The organism is Winogradskyella damuponensis (assembly GCF_039538385.1).
In the GTDB taxonomy this organism is placed as follows: domain Bacteria; phylum Bacteroidota; class Bacteroidia; order Flavobacteriales; family Flavobacteriaceae; genus Winogradskyella; species Winogradskyella damuponensis.
The window spans coordinates 91,957-113,066 of sequence record NZ_BAABCB010000005.1 but is presented as its reverse complement, the minus strand read 5'-3'; the positions used below and the strand labels follow the sequence as shown (position 1 = coordinate 113,066).

The following is a 21,110-nucleotide window of genomic DNA, read 5'->3' as shown; positions in this document are numbered from 1 at the left end:
ATCAGACAAAAAAGTATTCTTATGAAATCATACGATGTAGCAATAATAGGTTCAGGACCTGGTGGATATGTAGCAGCAATTCGTTGCGCACAGTTAGGGATGAAAACAGCTATTATTGAAAAGTATTCTACACTAGGAGGAACCTGTTTAAATGTTGGTTGTATTCCAAGTAAAGCCTTATTAAGTTCTTCGCATCACTACGAAGAAGCAACAAAACATTTTGAAGATCATGGTATTGAAATCCCTGGTGAGATCAAAGTGAATTTAGAAAAAATGATTGGTCGTAAACAAGCTGTTGTCGATCAAACTACAGGAGGTATTGATTTCTTAATGAAGAAAAACAATATTGATGTTTTTGAAGGTTTAGGGTCTTTTGTAGATGCTACTCATATTAAAATTGAAGGTAAAGACGCTCAAGAGATTGAAGCTAAAAAAATCATTATCGCCACAGGAAGTAAGCCAAGTAACTTACCGTTTATTACTTTAGATAAAGAGCGTATTATTACTTCTACAGAAGCTTTAAAACTTAAAGAAGTTCCTAAACACATGATTATTATTGGTGGTGGAGTTATTGGTTTAGAGCTTGGACAAGTGTACCGTCGTTTAGGTGCAGAAGTTACTGTTATAGAATTTATGGACAGAATCTTACCAACTATGGATGCTGGCTTATCTAAAGAACTAAATAAGGTCTTTAAGAAAGCCAAATGTAAAATGATGTTGTCTCATAAAGTACAGTCTGTAGAGCGTCATGGTGATGAGGTCATTGTTAAAGCAGAAAATAAGAAAGGTGAAGTTGTAGAATTTAAAGGAGATTACTGTTTAGTTTCTGTAGGTCGTCGTCCTTATACAGACGGCTTAAATCTTGACGCTGCAGGTGTGAAAATGACAGATAGAGGACAGGTTGAAGTTAACGAACACTTACAAACTAATGTGTCTAACATCTACGCTATAGGAGATGTTATAAAAGGAGCGATGTTAGCGCATAAAGCGGAAGAAGAAGGTGTTTTTGTAGCCGAAACTATAGCGGGACAAAAACCACATATCGATTATAACTTAATTCCAGGTGTGGTTTACACATGGCCAGAAGTAGCTGCTGTTGGTAAAACAGAAGAAGAATTAAAAGCAGACAAGGTAGAGTATAAAGTTGGTCAGTTTCCATTTAGAGCTTTAGGTCGTGCTAGAGCAAGTGGAGATATTGATGGTTTTGTAAAAATCTTAGCCGATAAGACCACTGATGAGGTTTTGGGAGTTCATATGATTGGTGCCCGTTGTGCCGATTTAATTGCAGAAGCTGTAACCGCTATGGAATTTAGAGCATCAGCCGAGGATATTTCACGTATGTCTCATGCCCACCCAACATTTGCAGAAGCTGTAAAAGAAGCTGCTTTAGCAGCCACAGACGATAGAGCTTTACACGTATAGAACATAAAATATGATAATAGAACCAAAAACTAGAGGATTTATATGTTTAACATCACATCCAACAGGCTGTGAAAAAAACGTATTAAATCAGATAGATTATATAAAATCAAGACCAACAACTAACGGTCCTAAAAACGTTTTAGTTATAGGGGCTTCAACAGGATTTGGCTTGGCATCAAGGATAACAAGTGCTTACGGCTCTAATGCTTCAACTATTGGTGTGTTTTTTGAAAAACCACCAACAGAAGGGCGTCCGGCTTCACCAGGATGGTACAATAGTGCCGCTTTTGAAACCCAAGCTCATAAAGATGGTTTGTACGCTAAGAGTATTAATGGTGATGCCTTTTCTAATGAAATTAAAGCACAAACTTTAAAATTGATTCAAGACGACTTAGGTAAGATTGATATGGTTATTTACAGTTTGGCTTCACCGGTAAGAACGCATCCAGATACTGGAGAACGTTTTAAATCGGTATTAAAGCCTATTGGCGATACGTTTACCAATAATACGGTTGATTTTCATACAGGAGTCGTAAAAGAAATATCAATAGCACCATGTTCTGGTGATGATATTGATAATACCATTGCTGTAATGGGTGGTGAAGATTGGAAAATGTGGATTGACCTATTAAAATCTGCAGATGTTTTATCGGAAGATTTTAAAACGGTTGCCTATTCTTATATTGGCCCTTCATTAACTGAAGCGGTTTATAGAAAAGGGACTATTGGTCGCGCTAAAGATCATTTAGAAGCCACTGCTTTTGAAATTACCGATTCACTAAAGGCTATTAATGGAAAAGGTTATGTTTCTGTAAACAAAGCTTTAGTAACACAAGCGAGTTCTGCAATTCCTGTAATTCCGTTGTACATTTCGTTATTGTATAAAGTGATGAAAGAAGAGGGGATTCATGAAGGTTGTATTGAGCAAATAGAGCGTTTATTTAACGAACGTTTATATGCTGAAGATTTACAATTGGATGAGCAAGGACGAATTCGTGTTGACGATTGGGAAATGCGTGATGATATCCAAGCTAAAGTGTTAGAACTTTGGAAAGAAGCTACAACTGAAACGTTACCAAACATTGGTGATTTAGAAGGTTATAAAACGGATTTCTTTAACTTGTTTGGCTTTAATGTTGAAGGAGTTGATTACGATAAAGATGTTAACGAAATGGTTGCTATTCCTGGATTACAGGAGTAACTAACGGTTTGTAAATAAATAATAGGATAAAGCGAAAATCTATTTAGGTTTTCGCTTTATTTTTATAGTTCATTAATTAAATCTTCGATTCGCATTCGTTTGCTATAATCGTATTCATTGACATCCTTTACAAAGCAATACGCACTAATCTCACCAGATTTTACTTTTTCAGCTAATGTTTCTACTGTAAAAGGCCCGTATTCTTTTGATTGTTCGATGTAATAAAATTCGTGATCGTAAATTATGGTGCTGACTTTCTTTTTGTATTTTTCTTTTAAAAAGGTGTTGATGTCTTCAATAGAATTTAACTCAACATCATATTTGGAAGTATTTATGTAAAGTGCAAATTCGTCTTTGTTTTGATTGTTAAGGACTAATATATCATCGTCCTTAAAATAGGCTTTAACGGTAATTAAGCCATCTTCAGTTTCAATAGAAAATATATTTTGGATGTTAATATTCCATGAGGTTTGAATCACATTGTCTTTTTGTGATATTTCAAGAATATTGTCTTCTTTAAACGTATAAATTGATTTCTTCTTAGAAATGCCATTCACCAAAACCCATCGCTGATTTATAAAATGCGAATCGTGATGACGCTCATAGCTAAAAGGTTTTAAATTTGGAATAGTTTTGTGTAGATAATCACTCATTTAGCAGGTTTTCAAAAGCATAGCATTTGCTATACAACGTTAAGATTTGGGTGTTTATTTTCTTAAACCTGAGTTTGATATAATATTTGTTTCAGTTTGAATGAATTTTTATTCAATTCGCAGATATATTTTTGAAGGACTAACTTGTTAATTTAAAAAAATCATATCAAGAATTGGGGAAAATTCATCAAATCCTGCGGAAAACCTAAAAAAATGCAATCTATTCGTATAAAATTATTGAAATATCTCGATATTACTTTAAATTTTATACTTCAAATCTCACCTTTTTTTAGGGTTCTGGAAATTAACTCTTATATCGAACTCAGGTTTAAAGTTAAAAATTTTCTAGACGTTTCAAAACTTCTTTCTTATAACTTCGACTAATGGAAAGCGCTTTTCGATTAACTGTAATATGTTCGTTAGTAAACGATTGAATTTTGGCAATACAGACGATATAAGACCTATGAATTCTTAAAAATTGCGTTTTAGGTAATTTTGCTTCAATAGACGTAATGGTTTCTCTAGTGGTTATGGTTTCATCTTGAAGATGGATTTTTATATAATCGCTATAGCTTTCAACATATATAATGGCATTAAAATCTACTTTTAGCATGCGTCGGTCTGAGCGTACAAATATAAAGTCGTTAGATTCTGTGGCGGTTAAAGTCGTATCAATAGTAGTGGAGGCGACTTCAAAATAACGATTTACAGCTTGCAGTAAACGTTCAAAAGCAATGGGTTTTAAAAGGTAATCTACGGCTTGTAAATCAAAGCCTTCTACAGCATAATCTCTGTAGGCTGTGGTAAAAATAATCTTGATGTCTTTGTTTATGGCTTTGGCAAATGATATTCCTGAAATCTCAGGCATATTAATGTCTAAAAAGATTAAGTCTACTTTGTTATTGCTAATAAAATTAAAGGCTTCAATGGCATTTTTGCATTGCGCTATAGCTTTAATAGTTTCAATTTGTGCCACATGAGATGCAATAATTTCTCTAGCGATAGCTTCATCGTCAACTATAATGCATGTTATGGATTTAGACATCTGTTAATTTAGATTTTAGATTTAACGATAGTAAAACTTCAAAATCATTGGTGCTGTTATTAATTTCTAGTTGATGCTGGTTGGGGTACAAAAAATCTAACCGTTTTTTTATGTTTTCTAAACCAATACCTTCTTTAATACTTAAGTCTTTAGCATAACTATTTCTAATTTTGAATGTAATGTTTTCAGCATTTGCCTTTATATAAATAGAAATGTCTAAACTGCCGTTTCTAATTTTTCCGTGTTTAAAACTGTTTTCAACAAATGGAATTAATAACATTGGTGCCATCTCAATATTATCTAAACTTATGTTTTTGGAGAATTCTACATTTAAAGTATCGCTAAAACGCATTTGCTCTAGACTGATATAGTCTTCAATATGATTTATTTCATCCTTTAAATTCACAAAAGGTTTGTCGGCTTGATACAGTAGATAATCTAATAAATTAGACAGTTTTAATATCATTTTTGGAGTTTCATCTGCTTTCTTTAAAGCAAAACCGTACATGGTATTTAGTGTGTTAAATAAAAAGTGTGGATGAATCTGCATTTTTAAATACTTCAGCTCTTGTTCTTTTAATTTAAGTTGTGTTTCAAGAATTTTGGTTTCGAGGGTTTTAGTCTTTTGGGATGCTTTTATGTTTAACTTCATAAGTTTAAAAGCACTCACAATAAAGGTAACAAGATAGATGCCTGTCATTACAAATAGGATGTTTCTTGTTAGTGGATTCATGTCATTATATTCGAAATTAGAAATATAAATCAAACTAAAAAAGATAGAAACCATCACCAAATAGGCCGAAATAATCAGTGTATAACTACTGTAAAGAACAAATAGGAAATAGCGCTTTGTTACAAGGTAACCTGGGATTAATTTGTAAATAGATACATATGTTGTTGCTATAGTAATTGGCATTAAAAACAATGAGAATACAAGCGTGTCGTTAAAATTATTGCTGCCCACACCAAAAAAATAGGTGTAGAATAGGAGTACAGCACACCAAAAAAGCGCATGGAGTAGTCCTTGTCCTATTTTTTTTAATATGAATTCCTTTTTAAGCATATACAATAATCTTAATACAATAATACTGCATTTTTGTAGTGTATAAGGAGTTTATAGACGAATGACGGATTTAGTGATGGATTTAGCAATAGGTTTAATCGCAAGTTAAAACGGTTATTCGTCGCAATTATAATTATTGAGTGTGTATATCATTTAAGTTTGGCCTATGTTTAATTTAAAATCATCAATCATGAACGAACAGTTAGTTTTAAATCACTTGATAGTATCAAATCCATTTGTAGATCGGTTTAATGAAGGCGGACCATTTTTTATGTCCTTAATCTTAATCTGTCTTTTATTATCTGTGTTTTTTTTGGTAAAAGGTTTTATCGCCTTAAAAAAGAATAGAGAACAATCTGAAAAAATGCTGAAACTAACTGTAGATTCTAGTTTATTAGGTTTAGTATTAGGATTTTTAGGTTCTGTTATTGGCTTAATAACAGCTTTTGACTCTGTTGAGGCTATGGGAGATCCTGATCCCTCAATTTTTGCAGGTGGACTAAAAGTGTCGCTATTAACAGCAACCTTTGGTTTGTTTTCATTTGTTATTGCAAGATTAGGTATTTTACTATTGCGATGGAGTTTAAAAGACGAAGGAAAGGAGTAATGTTCCATTACTAATTTTTTGTAAAAAGCGAACTTAATAAAGTTCGCTTTTTTTATTTGTAATGTTTTTATTCTTTAATTTTGTAAAATGGATTTAAGGAAGAATTAAGGCTAAGAATACCAGCACTTTTATTCTTTAATTTCGTTAATAATGCTTGCTTATGCCAAGCGATTTTTAGTGTATGCTGCTTTAGTTAGGAGTTGAAGTAAAAAAATATATATTTGAGTATCAGGAAGCTTTTACTTTTAGGCAAATCAATACCCTGAAATAGAGCGTAAAGTTGATGAAATATAAGTAAATCGTAGGGCATAGCTGTTTGAGCATTTGGATTTGGGCTTATTATGTCTTTACTATTTTTAATAGGGGAAATTCAAATATCAGCAAAAGTATTACAGTATCATTTAAATGGTATTAAAGATCATTTAAAAAAGTAAGAATTTTATTTAGAATAAATGTGACCTCTTAATTAAAGGAGTGTCTTAATACCAATAACCAACTAATTAATAGACTAAAAAAGTACCTTGACTAAAGACGCTATTCATAACCTAACCGATGAAGCGCTCGTAGAAGCAATCGTAAAAACTAATGACACTATGTTGTTCGAGGTGCTGTACGATAGATATGCGAATATGGTCTATAATAAGTGTTATGGATTTGCTAATGGAGTTGATGAGGCTAAGGATTTAACACAAGATGTTTTTTTAAGAGTCTTTGTAAAATTAGCGAGTTTTAAAGGTAAGTCTAAATTTTCAACATGGTTATATGCATTTACTTATAACCATTGTGTAAATTATGTCACTAGAAATACAGCGAAGAAATTTGAAAAGAAGTCTGTAAGTTCAGAACTTGTTGATATTGAGAATATTGGTGAAGATGTAAGTTCTACTGTTGAGTTTGAAAACATGAGAGTAGAGCAATTAAAGAAAGTGATGGAGTTGATTTCACCAGAAGAAAAAATGATTTTATTATTAAAATACCAAGATAATTTATCAATAAAAGAATTAGCTGACGCTTTAGAAATAGGAGAAAGTGCAGTGAAAATGCGATTAAAAAGAGCAAAGGAAAAACTAGTACGTAAGTACGCAAATTATACGAAAGATGGAAAATCCATTTAAGAACATCGATAAGCCTTTACAGGAAGTTCCGCAAGAACTGAAAAGCAAAGTTATGCATGATATTGCTCTTGCCAAGCTTCTTATGGAAATAGCTGAGTTGTTTTCGTATAATATTGCTCATATCATTGAGAGTGTAACAAATAATAGAGAAAAATAGTAGATAAATCCTAGCGTAATATTATTAGTATGGAAAAAATGACAGAATTTAAAGATATTGCAACGCAGTCCTTAACCACTATGTGGTTAGAGATAACTAAAATATTTCCGAATATTATAGGTGCGCTTATTGTTTTAATTATTGGATGGATTGTAACTAAATTAATTGTTAAGCTAATAAAGAAAGTTTTAAAATTAGCGAAAGTCAATAAATTAGATGATAAACTTAATGAAATTGAAATTTTAGAAGGTAAAAAACTCAATTTTGATACTGTAAAGATTGTTTCAAGTTTTGTGAAATGGTTAATGTATATCGTGTTGCTAATTACAGCATCTGATATCATGGGCTTAGAGATTATATCTAATCAAGTTAGCGCTTTACTCGCTTACTTACCTCAATTGTTTGCTGCATTAGTGATATTTATATTAGGGCTTTTGTTTGCAAATTTTGTAAAGAACGGATTAAAGTCTCTTTTTGAGTCAATGGACTTGTCTGGTGGTAAAATGATTAGTAACGTTGTTTTCTTTTTACTGCTTACTTTTATTTCTATAACAGCTTTAAACCAAGCCGGAATTGACACCTATATAATTACCAATAATATAAACATGATTATTGCAGCTTTCCTAATAGCCTTTGCTATTGCTGTAGGTTTAGGTGCAAGAGATGTCGTAGGTAAATTATTAAATACGTTTTATGCGCGAAAAACATTTGAAGTTGGACAAAAAATAATTTTTAACGAAAAAGTATACACTATAGATGCCGTGCAAAGCATCTCTGTAATCTTAAAGAATTCTGAAGGAAGACTTATTGTTCCTATTAAGGATTTAATAGAAAATCAAGTACAAATGCAGGATTAACTGTGAGGTTAGGGTCATAGATTTATGTTTCCATAAATACAATCCTGCATGTACTTGACATATTTAAAACCCTTTTCATTAATTTGATTAGGGTTTTTTTATGGTAATATTTAAGATAGGTAATTGTTTTGGTTGTATCCTAAAGTTGGTTTACAGCAAATAAATATACGAGAATAATTATTAGTGTTATTTTACACTAGTACTTTATACTAAGTGACAAAGTGATAGTGTGTACTATTTCTTATTTCTACGGTTGTAATTTTTATCTCCTCGTGTTTTAGGCTTTTTATATTTTGCTGCAATCTTAAACTTATAAGAGCCACCCAAATTTTCTTTAGAGTTTTTTTCAGATTTTTCATGAAAAGCAGGTCCTGGCGCATCTTCATCGCGTCGTTTTATTGGATTGTTTCGTTCTCTAATCTGTGGACGTTCTTCTTCTATTAATTCGGTTGAAATAGCTACACGCTCAGGAATTGATAATGTTTCAATTTTCATTTGCATTAATTCCTCAATGCGCTTTAAGCTTTCTTGTTCTTTTTCTGTAGACAATAAGATGGTGTGTCCTTGTTGTTCTGCACGACCAGTTCTACCAATTCTGTGCATATAATTTTCAGGATAGTCTGGGGTGTCAAAATTAATAACATGCGATACTCCTTCAATATCTAAACCTCTAGCCATTACATCTGTAGCAACTAATAATCTGTTTTCACCTTCTCTAAATTGCTCAATACTACGCAATCTGTAGTTTTGAGTTTTGTTAGAGTGAATAACACAAGATTGACCTGGAAATAATTCTTCAAGTTTATCAAAAAGGCGGTCAGCCATTTTCTTATAAGCCACAAAAATTAAGACTCTTGAAAAGGTTTCTTTATCGTGAAGTAAATGTTCTAATAAATTTACTTTGGTGTAAAAATTAGGAACATCGTAGCGTTCTTGTTTTATGTTTTCTAAAGGTGTACCAGAAACAGCAATTGATATTTTTGCAGGACTCGTAAAGAAATCCGTAATTAAATCGTCTACATCTTTTGTCATCGTTGCAGAGAACATAATGTTTTGACGACGTTGTGGTAGGATATCAAAAATATTCATTAACTGATGTCTAAAGCCTAAATCTAGCATTACATCGACTTCGTCAATCACTAATTTCTGAATGGATTTTAACTGTAAAACTCTACTCACAGCCAAATCATACAAACGACCAGGTGTGGCTACAATGATATCTTGTCCTTGAGCAACAGCTTGTTTTTGTGTATTTATGTTGGTGCCACCATAAACACCTAACACACGATTATTAATGTATTTAGAGAATTTTTCAATTTCACTAACAACTTGTACAACCAATTCTCTAGTTGGTACCAATACTAAGACTCTTGGGTTGTCTTGTTTTGAGAACTTAAGATTACGTAGAATAGGAAGCATATAGGCCAGTGTTTTTCCTGTACCAGTTTGTGCAATACCCACCACATCTTTACCAGAAGCTACCACACTAAATGATTCTTCTTGGATTGGAGTAGGAGTTGTAAATCCTAAATCGTCTAAGGCGTTATATAAAGGTGTGTTTAAATTAAGATCTTTAAAAGTCACGTTGCAAAGTTTTGCTGCAAAGCTACTATTTTATTACTCAACTTACACTAAATGGCTTTGTTCTATTTCAATACTGTAAGAAGCGTTAAAAACAGCACCTGATTTGAGGCTTAAAATGCCTTCTTTGGTTTCTATGTTTTGGTCCGTTGCTTCATTGTCTGCAATACCTAGCCAAGGTTCAATACATACATAAGGTGCATTTGGTTTTGCCCAAATGCCTAGTTGTTTAAAGTCTTTAAAGCTTACAGTTAATACTTTTCCTTTGGTTTTATGGGTTAAATTTACTCTTCGTGACTTTAAATCTTTGAAGATTAAAGCATCTTTATTAAATAAATCTGGGCGTAAATGTATTTTGTTTCCCTCTTTAAATACAGGTATTGACTCTGTCGTTAATAATCCGTTATTGGTGTTTAATATATACGATTGGCTGTTTTCTGCTTGTTCAAATTCTAGATAATAATCTGTGTAATTGTCATCTTTAGAAAGCGGACAATTAAACGCAGGATGACCACCTAAAGAAAAGAAAAGTGTTTTTGCGTCTGAATTTGTAATTGTATGGTTAATTGTTAAGGTGTTACCCGAAAGTGTATAAGTGATTTCGAATTCAAATAAAAAAGGATAATGTTTATACAGTTCGTCATTAGATACTAATAAAAACGAGAGACTCGTATCGGTTTGGTTTTTGACAACAAAATTATCGTTATGCCTTACAAAACCATGTTTGGGCATGTGGTATGTTTTGTTGTTGTAGATATAGCTGTTGTCTTTCATACAGCCAATAATAGGGAACAAATTTGGCGCATGGCTTCCCCAAAATTTTGGATCTGCTTGCCAGATAAATTCAGTATTGTTTTCTGCAGAAGTGATGTTGCATAATTCTGCACCTTTAGATTTTATATTGATTTGTAAGAGGTCGTTACTTAAACTATACATGGCGTTTTAATTTTTTTTGAAATATACAATTCTAATCATTTATCCTGCAAGGTTTTTATATTACCTATGTTAGGTAAAGTATTTAAAAGGAATTAAAATTTAATTTTGAAAACACCCCTTAAGTCCCCCAAGGGGACAGTCTCACTGTTGCGTTTTAAGAAATATGAAATATGTTTTTAAGAATTGTCCCCTTGAGGGGACTTTAGGGGGTGAATTCTGATGAAATAAATTTCTTTCCATACCTCAAACACAAAAAAGTCAATTAAAAAAATCATATTATTTCAGTAAATTGCAGCAATTATTTTTCTATTGAGAACAACACAAAATCATCAACCAAAAAATATTGAGGCCTTTAAGCAAAACCTATTGCTTTGGAGTCAGCAGTTTGATGATGTTGTGTGGTTAGATTCTAACAATCATAACGATGAATATAGCAGTTATGATGCGGTTTTGGCAGTAGATGCGTTTACGGCCATACGTACCGATTATTTTGATGCTTTTGAGCGTTTAAAAGATTATCAGTTGTCTGTTAACGATTGGATTTTTGGCTACTTGGCTTACGATTTAAAAAACACTACAGAACGTCTAAAGTCTGAAAATCTTGATGGTTTAGATTTTCCTGATTTGTATTTCTTTCAGCCTAAAAAACTTTTTTTGTTTAAAGGCAATCAGGTTGAAATTCAGTATTTAAAAATGGTAGATGATGAGATAGCAGATGATCTATTGTCTGTTAATTCTTGTGTCTCTTTGAGCGCAGTTGAGACGTCTCAGAATCCTATCAAAATAAAACTAAGAATACATAAAGACGACTACTTCGATAAAGTCACTAAAATGCTAACTCACATTCATAGAGGAGATATTTATGAGGCTAATTTTTGTCAGGAGTTTTATGCGGAAAACAGTGAAATAAATCCGTTGGAGACATTCAAAAAATTGAATGCTATATCACGGCCACCTTTTGCGAGCTTTTTTAAGTTTGAAGATAAGTACATGATGTCTGCATCACCAGAACGCTATATTAAAAAGACAGGAACTAAAGTCATCTCGCAACCTATAAAGGGAACTGCAAAGCGTTCAGAAGATAAAGCAGAAGATTTAAGGCTGGCAGAAGAGTTATCTAAAGATCCTAAAGAGCGCAGCGAAAATATAATGATTGTAGATTTGGTTAGAAATGACCTATCACATACAGCTTGTAAAGGAAGTGTAGAGGTAAAGGAGCTGTGTAAAGTATATTCGTTTTTGCAAGTGCATCAAATGATTTCTACCATACAATCTAAAGTACAACCAGAGACCTACCCTGTAGATATTATAAAAACAACATTTCCAATGGGAAGCATGACAGGTGCTCCTAAAATATCAGCCATGAAAATCATTGAAAACCTCGAAGAAACAAAACGAGGATTGTACTCTGGTTCTGTTGGTTATTTTGCGCCCAATGGTGATTTTGATTTTAATGTGATTATTAGAAGTATCCTTTACAACGAAACTAAAAAATACATTTCATATTCTGTAGGTGGAGCCATCACGGCAAAAAGTGATCCGCTCAAAGAGTACGAGGAATGTTTGATTAAAGCAAAGGCTATGCGTGAAGCACTTGAAGATTAAGCTTCAGCTTCAATTTCTAATTGTTTAGAGGCTCTGTGTGCTTTTATTCAATATGTCTTCTAAATGTACGCTTAACCTTGTCAAAAATAGCTTCAACACGTTTTTGCTCAATCTTCTTAATCTTAGCAATAGATTCAAAATCTAGTTTTCCTATAATATATAAATCTACTATATTAGAAACGTTAAAAGGTAGCCAACTATAAAGTTGTCCAAAGGCCTTATGCGATTTTGAAGCAGGTAAGTCTTTGATGTCAAACGCCTTTAAAATTGATGTTTCTTTATTGGCATACAATTGCAATGGCTCACTCTGATCTTGATGATAAGAAATATCATTAAGCTCGGTATTTAAAATAAAATCAAAATCGGCATCAACGGTATAATCTTCGCTAAGTTTAGATAATTCCTTTTTAAGAAGCTCGTCTGTGCTTATTGTGCTTTTATGAAATGTTTCATTTTTAAACAGCACATTCATATAGTTGTCTACAATTTTAAACAATTCAAGTTTTATAGCCATAGGCTCTGCATCTACATTAAAGCCTTTATCGTAAAGTATAATAATGCTTTCGTCAATAATACCATTAGAAGAAAACATGTTCTTTGGTAAAATACCTGAGGTTTCAGCAATATAAATTCTGTGTTTTACATAAGGATGAAGGTGTGGTAATGCCGAAAGGACCTTTTTGTCAAAGGCGGTTCGTGCAGATTCTGTTGTTGATTTTTCTGTTACACTCATGACCTAATAATTTTAAATTCTTTTAAAGTTAAATAAAAAGAAAACAGGTTGATATGATAAATGTCATTTTAACATCCGTATTTATAGTTAAGAAATTGAAAAACTTTGATTCTTTGTGCCTCTTAGGAAATGAATAATTTCAATACCTTTGAGATGTGCAAAAAGACTTCAAAATCCATATTAACAATAATCTTTCGGTTTTAAACGAAAGCAAGTTGCTTATTGCTGTTTCTGGCGGAATTGATAGTGTGGTGTTAACACATTTATGCCACGCATTAGGTCTGAATTTTTCTTTGGCACATTGTAATTTTAACTTAAGAGCAGAAGAAAGTCATAAGGATGAAGCTTTTGTGTTGGAATTGGCTGAAGCGTTAGATGTTGAAGTTTTTATTCAAAATTTTGATACAGAAGCATATGCTAAAGCGCATAAACGTTCTATACAAATGGCAGCGCGTGAGTTACGCTACGATTGGTTTAAGGAATTAGCAGAGCAATTACAGTTTGATTATATCTTAACAGCACATCATGCAGACGATAATTTGGAAACGTTTCTTATTAATTTTACAAGGGGAACTGGGTTAAATGGGTTAACCGGAATTCCGATGATTAAAAATAATATTGTTAGACCGTTGTTGTCCTTTTCCAGAGCGCAAATCGAAACTTTTGCAAAAAAAGAAAATATCCTTTGGCGGGAAGATGCGAGTAATGCTTCTAGGAAATACTTGAGAAATAAATTACGACATGAGGTTGTTCCAATCTTAAAAGAAATTAATCCGCAGTTGTTAGATAGTTTTCAAAACACACTAGTGAATCTTAATGATACAGCTGATATTGTTGAGGAAAGTTTGGATGCTTTTTCAAAACGAGCAATTCAAAGTATTGATAAATTTGGGATAACTTATAAAATTTCTGAATTTAAAAAAGTCCATAATCCTAAAGCTTATTTATATGAAATTTTTAAGGGTTACGGATTTACAGAGTGGAATGACATTGTAAACTTATTAGAGGCACAATCGGGTAAATTGGTGAGGTCTCATTCACATCGTTTAATAAAGCATCGTGATTTTTTAATTTTAACCGATTTGGGGAATTCAGCGCAAAGCAAAGAGGCGCTATTCATTAATGAACTAGCTAACGACATAGAAACTCCAATAGGAGAGCTTTCTTTTGAGAATGTTGAAGGCCTTTTTGATGTGTCTAAAAGCACCATTTTTGTCGATAAAGATGTATTGAGATTTCCATTGGAATTTAGATTATGGAAAGAAGGAGATGTTTTTCAGCCTATTGGAATGACAGGTAAAAAGAAAATTAGTAAATATCTTAAAGACGAAAAAGTGTCGTTAGTGGAAAAAGAAAATACTTGGATTTTAGCCTCAGATAATAAGGTGGTTTGGTTGGTGGGTAAACGAGCAGATGACCGTTTTAAAGTCACTAAAAACACCAAAAATATAATTAAAGTTACTATTTAATAAGTTGTATGCAGTTGTTTTGAAATAAGATAGTTGTATGTGTTTGTTAGGTGGTTTTGTAACATAAATAAATTTAGTAGTTTGATATTAAAAGGAAACATCGTAGATATTTGTAATCGAAACATCTACAAAGGAGAAGTAATCATTGAAAATGGTAAAATAAAAGCCATTGTAAAAAAGGATTGTGAAGAAAATCATTTCATTTTACCTGGTTTTATAGATGCGCATATTCATATTGAAAGTTCTATGTTGGTGCCTTCTGAGTTTGCGAAGATTGCTGTAAACCACGGCACAGTTGCTACAGTTTCTGATCCGCATGAAATTGCCAATGTGCTTGGTGTAAAAGGTGTGGAGTTTATGATTGAAAACGGAAAGAAAACGCCTTTTAAATTTAATTTCGGAGCACCTTCTTGTGTGCCAGCGACGAGTTTTGAGTCGGCAGGAGCAGTGATTGATTCTGATGCGATTAAAACTTTAATGGCGAATCCTGATATTAAGTATTTGGCTGAAATGATGAATTATCCTGGAGTTATCTATGATGATGCTGAAGTGCTGAGGAAAATAGAATGGGCCAAACATTATAATAAACCTGTTGATGGTCATGCGCCTGGTTTGCGAGGCGATGACTTAACAAAGTATATTTCGGCTGGCATCTCTACAGATCATGAGTGTTTTACTTATGATGAAGGTTTAGAGAAGCTTCAAAAAGGGATGAAGGTTATTATCAGAGAAGGTAGTGCTGCTAAAAACTTTGATGCGCTTATAGATTTGTTAAATGAGCATTACAGAAATATGATGTTTTGTAGTGATGATAAGCATCCTGATGATTTGCTTTTAGGTCATATTAATCAATTATGTGCTAGAGCTGTTGCAAAAGGTGTAGATGTATTTAAAGTGCTTCAGTCGGCTTGTGTAAATCCTGTAAGGCACTATAGTTTAGATGTTGGTTTGCTAAATGTTGGTGATAATGCGGATTGTATTGTTGTAGAAGATTTAAAAGATTTTAAAACGCTTCAAACATACATTAATGGCGAGTTGGTTTATGGTGATGGAGTGTCTAAAATAAAACATGTTGAATTTGAAAACCTCAATAATTTCAATACCAGTAAAAAAGAAGTTTCAGATTTTAGATTAGAATCACAAGTGCATAAAATTCGAGTAATTGAATGTGTTGATGGGGAGCTGGTAACCAATGAGCTTGTAGAGGATGCGACTATTGAAGCCGGTAATTTGGTGTCAAATACTAAAACAGATGTTTTAAAAATGACGGTTGTTAATCGTTACCAAAACGATACGCCAGCAATTGCTTTTATTAAAAACTTTGGGCTAAAAGAAGGTGCGATTGCGAGTTCTGTTGGTCATGATTCGCATAATATTATTGCTGTTGGTGTTTCTGATGAAGCGATTTGTAAAGCGGTAAATTTATTGGTGGAAAATGAAGGAGGTATTTGTGCTGTATCTAATTTTGAAGAAAAAGTGGTGGCACTTCCTGTGGCGGGAATTATGAGTGATAAAAGTGCAACTATCATTGGAAAGCAGTATTCTGACTTAGATAAAATGGCAAAACAATTAGGAAGCGCGCTTCATGCACCATATATGAGTTTATCTTTTATGGCATTGCTGGTAATTCCAGCTTTAAAATTGAGTGATAAAGGACTTTTTAATGGAGGGACATTTGAGTTTACTTCGGTAGAGGTTCTTGATTAATTTTGAAACACGTGTGTTTTTTGTTGAAAGCTGTTTTTTGAAAGCTGATACTGATAAGTAACTATAAAAGTTAAACCAAATGCCAATAATAGAATCTACTTATAAACCGCCTTTTTGGGCTAAAAAAAGCTTTGTGTCTACTGTGTTTTCGGGGTTAGCCCGAAAAGTTGATGGAGTTAAGCAAACGAGAGAGCGTATTACGTTGTTAGATTCAGATTTTTTAGATTTAGATTGGAGTTATGCGCAAAATAAATCTAATAAGGTTATTATCTTGCTGCATGGACTCGAAGGTAATGCGCAACGACCGTATATAACCGGTGCAGCAAAATACTTTAATGATAATGGTATTGATGCTGTTGGAGTTAATTTTAGAGGGTGTAGTGGTGTACCTAATTTGTTGTTTAGGAGTTATCATTCTGGTGCTACGGAAGATTTAGATGCTGTTGTAAAGCATGTCTTGTCTAAAGATATTTACGATGAAATTTATATAAAAGGTATTAGTCTTGGTGCTAATATGACTTTAAACTATGTTGGAGAAGGGCGTGATTTGCCAAACGAAATTAAAGCTGTTATTGCTATTTCTACACCTTGCGATTTAAGAGGTTCTTGTGGTGAATTGATGAGTTTAAAAAACAAGCATTATGCTATTCGGTTTTTGGCGCATTTAAAAGATAAATTAAAACCTAAGCTAGAACAATTTCCTGATAATATATCGATTGAAGACTTTAATTCAATAAATACTTTAATTGATTTTGACAACGTTTATACTTCAAGAGCGCATGGTTTTAAGGATGCTTTTGATTATTATGCGAGGGCTAGTTGCTTGCAGTTTTTGCCAAACATTCAGGTGCCTTCGTTAGTTGTTAATGCACTTAATGATTCCTTTTTGTCGGCAGAATGTTATCCTGTAAAAGAAGCTAAGCATAATCCTAATTTGTTTTTAGAAATGCCAAAGTATGGTGGGCATGTTGGGTTTATTGGTAAGGGGAACGTGTATTATAATGAGCGTCGTGCTTTAGAGTTTGTGACAGCTAAGAAATAGTATCTCAACTGGTTTTTTAGGTCTTTTGGGGTGGTTGTTTTTGAGTTTAAGTTTTAAAATATCAAATCTTTTCATAACTTCAAGAATCCTTTTAAGTTCTAATTAGTTGTTAGGGGTTTTTGGGAATTGTTATCTCGTAAGGTGAATTAGTATTGTGAGAGGTCGTGCTTTTGTGTGATGCTAGGGCGCTTGAAGTGTGGTAAAGTAATAATCTAAATAAAAAACATATGAAACCAAGTCTTTCGTTTCAGTACTTACAGGTAAAAAGAGCAATGTTATTCAGGTTGTCTTTTTTGCTGCCGTTGTTAGTTTTATTTTTTGTGTCGTGTAAAGGTCTTAAAACAGCTGTTTTTGATCAGTATTCGTATCAGCAAGCTATTTCTATTAAAGTAGAAGGCTTGAGTCTTATGGGTGATGCTACTGAAGCTTATGTTGAAAACGAGGAAGATGTAAGGGTGTTTTTGTTAGAGCTTGATAAAATTGTGGAATACGAAAAGAATAAACCAGACAATGCTGTTAGTTATGCAATGTGGCAAGCTGTGGCTAATGAAGATCGAAATCTTTTGGCAGGGTTTTTTAAACGTTGGAGAGATAAAGGGCAGTTGTCTAATGTTTTTATAGATGAAGCTAAGCTTCAGATAAGTGAGTCTTTAGATTTGATTATTAGATATGAGGCAAATAAAAATAAGACAAACGAAACTAATATTCTTAACTTTTTAAGCGCTAATTAATTATGGATATCGAAGAATTATTAAAGTTGTTAAAAGATGAATTGCTTTTGGTTTTAGGTGAGAGTTATGGTGATTATAAAAAAGAAACTAAAGCGGATATTGAAGCGTTTTTGACTCTGTCAAAAGTAAAATTAGAGCGTTGGACAAGCTTATTGCAGGCTGGGGAATTAACTGTTGAGGATTATGAGTGGCTTTTAGTAAGTCAGAAAGATTTATTAATTCTAAATGCATTGTATCAGGCGGGAATTTCTAAATTGCGACTAGGGCATTTAAAGAATAAGATTATAAAAACCATTGTAAATACAGTTGTGACGGTTGTTATTTGATTGGTATTTAGGTAAAACCTTGATTTCTATTTTTTTATAAAAGATTTATTTCTATTTTTAAGAAAATAACAATTCATGCTTAAAAAAGTTTTCGCAAGTGCTGTTTTTGGTGTTGAAGCATCGACTATTACTGTTGAAGTCAATGTGGATAAAGGTGTTGGTTATCATTTAGTCGGGCTTCCGGATAATGCTATTAAGGAAAGTAATTATCGTATTGCTGCGGCACTTCAAAATAACGGCTATAGAATTCCGGGAAAAAAGATTACAATAAACATGGCTCCTGCCGATTTACGAAAAGAAGGTTCGGCATACGATTTGACCTTGGCTATTGGTATTTTGGCTGCGTCAGATCAAATTAAAGCTGAAAACCTAGAGGATTATCTTATTATGGGAGAATTGTCCTTAGATGGGAGCTTACAACCTTTTAAAGGGGCTTTGCCTATTGCTGTAAAAGCTAGAGAGGAAGGTTTTAAGGGGTTTGTATTGCCTGTTCAAAATGCAAAAGAAGCTGCTATTGTAGATGATTTAGAGGTTTTTGGTGTGGAAAATATTAGGCAAGTTATTGATCATTTTGATAAAGGCGAGCCTTTAGAGCAGACTGTTATAAATACGAGAGAGGAATTTTATAAAAAGTTGGATTTTCCAGAATTCGATTTTGCAGATGTTAAGGGGCAGGAGTCTATTAAGCGCTGTATGGAAATTGCAGCAGCGGGAGGTCATAATATTATTCTTATTGGTCCGCCAGGTTCAGGAAAAACGATGTTAGCAAAACGTTTGCCTAGTATTTTGCCTCCAATGACATTGCATGAGGCTTTAGAAACCACTAAAATACATTCGGTAGTGGGAAGGGTGAAAGCACATACGGGGCTTATGGCGCAACGACCATTTAGAAGTCCGCATCACACGATATCAAATGTTGCACTTGTAGGTGGTGGGAGTTATCCACAGCCAGGTGAAATCTCTTTATCGCATAATGGTGTTTTGTTTTTAGATGAGTTACCTGAATTTAAACGTGAAGTTTTAGAGGTTATGCGTCAGCCTTTAGAAGATAGAGAGGTGACGATTTCTAGAGCAAAATTTACGGTAACTTATCCGTCGTCTTTTATGTTGGTGGCTAGTATGAATCCGAGTCCGGGCGGTTATTTCAATGATCCAGGCTCGCCAATCACATCATCTCCAGCAGAAATGCAGCGTTATATGGGGAAAATTTCAGGGCCGTTATTGGATCGAATAGATATTCATATAGAGGTTACGCCTGTTCCTTTTGAAAAATTAGCGGATGAGAGGAGTGGTGAATCTTCTGTAGATATCAGGAAGCGGGTTATTAAGGCTAGAGAGCGGCAGACTGTGCGTTTTAAAGCATTAGAGCATATTCATTACAATGCGCAGATGAATACGAAACAAATACGTGAGTATTGTAAGTTAGATGAAGATTCATTGCAACTGTTGAAGTCGGCAATGGAGCGTTTAAATCTTTCTGCTAGAGCTTATGATAGAATTTTAAAAGTAGCGAGAACGATAGCGGATTTAGAGGGTTCGGAATCTGTTTTAGGGGCTCATATCAGTGAGGCGATTCAGTATCGTAGTTTAGATCGTGAAGGTTGGTTGGGTTAGAGTTTTGGTTTGGAATGGTTTGCTGTTTTAGGTGTGAGTTAAATGTGTTAAGAAAATATATCATTATATGGGAAAAATATACGCTTTGTTGTTGGTGTTGTTGGTGTTGAGCTGTGGTAATGTAGAGGAAAAAGAGGTGTTGCCTGTGTCTACTTTGAAAAAAGTAGAATTAGTGGAGCGGCCAGTGTTGAATTTGAATCAGGCAAATCGTTTGTCGCAATTGCCTTTGCATTGTATGGATACAGAATATCCAAACAAACTGGGGCAAACTATTGGAGGTGCGTCAGATTTAAAAACACCAAAAGAATTGCATCCGGCGTTTTATGGGTGTTTCGATTGGCATTCTGCGGTTCATGGGCATTGGAGTTTGGTGTCGCTTTTAAAACAGTTTCCGAATTTGGAGCGTAAAGATGAAATTCAGCAAAAATTACTTCAAAACATCTCTAAGGAGAATATAGCGCAAGAGTTGCTTTATTTTGAAGGGCAGTATAATGCGTCTTTTGAACGCGCTTATGGTTGGGCTTGGTTGCTTAAATTGGCTGAAGAGTTGCATACGTGGAATGGTTCAGTGGTAGCAGAGGAGTTGGAAGTGAATTTGCAGCCATTAACAGATTTGATTGTTCGTAAATATTTGGAATTTCTGCCTAAATTAAATTACCCGATAAGGGTAGGTGAGCACTCGAATACGGCTTTTGGGTTGAGTTTTGCTTATGATTATGCTGTTGCTGTAGGGCATGATGAGTTAAGGGTGTTGATAGAAAATAGAGCTAAAGATTTTTATAATGACGATCAGGATTGTCCGATAGAATGGGAGCCTAGTGGATTTGATTTTTTGTCTCCTTGTTTAGAGGAGGCTGCTTTGATGAAGCGTGTGTTGTCTGTTGAGGATTTTAAAGTGTGGATTGGTGGTTTTTTGCCAGAGCTTAGTGATGAAAGTTTTGACTGGTCGGTTGGCGAAGTTTCTGATAGAACAGACGGGAAGTTGGTGCATCTTGATGGTGTGAATTTTTCGAGGGCATGGAGTTTGAATTATGTGGCAAAGGGCTTGTCTGAGTATCAGCATCTTCAGAATTTGGCGAATAAACATATTAATTATTCTTTGCCGAGTATTGTTGGTGATAGTTATGAGGGAGGGCATTGGCTTGGTAGTTTTGCAATCTATGCTTTGAATTCTGTAAAAGAATGATGTGTAATATTTGTTTCTGATTTCTGGATGGGATCGTGTGGTGATTTTGCGTGATAAAGA

General features: G+C 33.7%; 20 protein-coding genes. 14 read left to right on the top strand and 6 right to left on the bottom strand.

Annotated features, from left to right (window positions below; all coding sequences use genetic code 11):
* The first annotated feature begins 21 nt into the window (after positions 1-21).
* Complete coding sequence (gene lpdA / locus ABD730_RS03130; protein WP_334469686.1) at positions 22-1,422, top strand: dihydrolipoyl dehydrogenase; 1,401 nt, start codon at positions 22-24, stop codon at positions 1,420-1,422.
* 10 nt (positions 1,423-1,432) lie between these two features.
* Positions 1,433-2,623 carry an enoyl-ACP reductase FabV gene (gene fabV / locus ABD730_RS03125; RefSeq protein WP_344712490.1) on the top strand — a complete coding sequence of 397 codons (1,191 nt, stop codon included), beginning with the start codon at positions 1,433-1,435 and terminating at the stop codon, positions 2,621-2,623.
* 62 nt (positions 2,624-2,685) lie between these two features.
* Here the strand turns inward: fabV and ABD730_RS03120 are convergent, their stop codons facing one another.
* The 3 genes from ABD730_RS03120 to ABD730_RS03110 form a co-directional block, all read right to left on the bottom strand.
* Complete coding sequence (locus ABD730_RS03120; RefSeq protein ID WP_344712488.1) at positions 2,686-3,276, bottom strand: hypothetical protein; 591 nt, start codon at positions 3,274-3,276, stop codon at positions 2,686-2,688.
* A 334-nt stretch (positions 3,277-3,610) separates the two neighbouring features.
* Entirely contained in the window at positions 3,611-4,321 is a 711-nt protein-coding gene (locus ABD730_RS03115) for a LytR/AlgR family response regulator transcription factor (RefSeq protein WP_344712486.1), read from the bottom strand.
* Positions 4,314-5,384, bottom strand: a complete 1,071-nt coding sequence (locus tag ABD730_RS03110) for a sensor histidine kinase (RefSeq protein ID WP_344712485.1) — start codon at positions 5,382-5,384, stop codon at positions 4,314-4,316. Before ABD730_RS03110 ends, ABD730_RS03115 begins: the two co-directional genes overlap by 8 nt.
* Positions 5,385-5,574: 190 nt before the next feature.
* Here ABD730_RS03110 and ABD730_RS03105 point away from each other — a divergent pair, with 190 nt between their 5' ends.
* The 4 genes from ABD730_RS03105 (at position 5,575) to ABD730_RS03090 (ending at position 8,120) form a co-directional block, all read left to right on the top strand.
* Positions 5,575-5,991 carry a MotA/TolQ/ExbB proton channel family protein gene (locus ABD730_RS03105; protein ID WP_344712484.1) on the top strand — a complete coding sequence of 139 codons (417 nt, stop codon included), beginning with the start codon at positions 5,575-5,577 and terminating at the stop codon, positions 5,989-5,991.
* 521 nt (positions 5,992-6,512) lie between these two features.
* On the top strand, positions 6,513-7,106 hold the full coding sequence (locus tag ABD730_RS03100) for an RNA polymerase sigma factor (protein ID WP_344712482.1): 594 nt from the start codon (positions 6,513-6,515) through the stop codon (positions 7,104-7,106).
* Entirely contained in the window at positions 7,090-7,263 is a 174-nt protein-coding gene (locus tag ABD730_RS03095; RefSeq protein ID WP_215924847.1) for a hypothetical protein, read from the top strand. The genes ABD730_RS03100 and ABD730_RS03095 overlap by 17 nt, the downstream gene beginning before the upstream one ends.
* Positions 7,264-7,292: 29 nt before the next feature.
* Positions 7,293-8,120: a mechanosensitive ion channel family protein gene (locus tag ABD730_RS03090; RefSeq protein WP_215924846.1), complete on the top strand. Its 828-nt coding sequence runs from the start codon at positions 7,293-7,295 to the stop codon at positions 8,118-8,120.
* 234 nt (positions 8,121-8,354) lie between these two features.
* Here the strand turns inward: ABD730_RS03090 and ABD730_RS03085 are convergent, their stop codons facing one another.
* On the bottom strand, positions 8,355-9,704 hold the full coding sequence (locus ABD730_RS03085) for a DEAD/DEAH box helicase (protein WP_344712479.1): 1,350 nt from the start codon (positions 9,702-9,704) through the stop codon (positions 8,355-8,357).
* Positions 9,705-9,746: 42 nt separating this feature from the next.
* Positions 9,747-10,637 carry an aldose 1-epimerase family protein gene (locus ABD730_RS03080; RefSeq protein ID WP_344712477.1) on the bottom strand — a complete coding sequence of 297 codons (891 nt, stop codon included), beginning with the start codon at positions 10,635-10,637 and terminating at the stop codon, positions 9,747-9,749.
* A 309-nt stretch (positions 10,638-10,946) separates the two neighbouring features.
* On the opposite strand from ABD730_RS03080, the gene ABD730_RS03075 reads away from it, so the two are divergent.
* Positions 10,947-12,242, top strand: a complete 1,296-nt coding sequence (locus tag ABD730_RS03075) for an anthranilate synthase component I family protein (RefSeq protein ID WP_344712475.1) — start codon at positions 10,947-10,949, stop codon at positions 12,240-12,242.
* Between the two features lie 43 nt (positions 12,243-12,285).
* Here the strand turns inward: ABD730_RS03075 and ABD730_RS03070 are convergent, their stop codons facing one another.
* Entirely contained in the window at positions 12,286-12,975 is a 690-nt protein-coding gene (locus ABD730_RS03070) for a hypothetical protein (RefSeq protein WP_334469710.1), read from the bottom strand.
* 155 nt (positions 12,976-13,130) lie between these two features.
* Here ABD730_RS03070 and tilS point away from each other — a divergent pair, with 155 nt between their 5' ends.
* The 7 genes from tilS (at position 13,131) to ABD730_RS03035 (ending at position 21,050) form a co-directional block, all read left to right on the top strand.
* Positions 13,131-14,444, top strand: a complete 1,314-nt coding sequence (gene tilS / locus ABD730_RS03065; RefSeq protein WP_344712473.1) for a tRNA lysidine(34) synthetase TilS — start codon at positions 13,131-13,133, stop codon at positions 14,442-14,444.
* Positions 14,445-14,525: 81 nt separating this feature from the next.
* Positions 14,526-16,151, top strand: coding sequence for an adenine deaminase (gene ade, locus ABD730_RS03060; RefSeq protein ID WP_344712471.1), 1,626 nt, complete (start codon positions 14,526-14,528; stop codon positions 16,149-16,151).
* 79 nt (positions 16,152-16,230) lie between these two features.
* On the top strand, positions 16,231-17,193 hold the full coding sequence (locus ABD730_RS03055) for a YheT family hydrolase (protein ID WP_344712469.1): 963 nt from the start codon (positions 16,231-16,233) through the stop codon (positions 17,191-17,193).
* 227 nt (positions 17,194-17,420) lie between these two features.
* The gene (locus tag ABD730_RS03050) at positions 17,421-17,924 is read left to right on the top strand and encodes a hypothetical protein (protein ID WP_344712467.1); all 504 of its coding nucleotides are present in this window, start codon (positions 17,421-17,423) and stop codon (positions 17,922-17,924) included.
* 2 nt (positions 17,925-17,926) lie between these two features.
* Positions 17,927-18,250, top strand: a complete 324-nt coding sequence (locus tag ABD730_RS03045) for a hypothetical protein (protein WP_334469720.1) — start codon at positions 17,927-17,929, stop codon at positions 18,248-18,250.
* Positions 18,251-18,325: 75 nt separating this feature from the next.
* Entirely contained in the window at positions 18,326-19,864 is a 1,539-nt protein-coding gene (locus ABD730_RS03040) for a YifB family Mg chelatase-like AAA ATPase (RefSeq protein WP_344712464.1), read from the top strand.
* A gap of 67 nt (positions 19,865-19,931) precedes the next feature.
* Positions 19,932-21,050: a DUF2891 domain-containing protein gene (locus ABD730_RS03035; protein WP_344712462.1), complete on the top strand. Its 1,119-nt coding sequence runs from the start codon at positions 19,932-19,934 to the stop codon at positions 21,048-21,050.
* Positions 21,051-21,110: the final 60 nt, after the last annotated feature.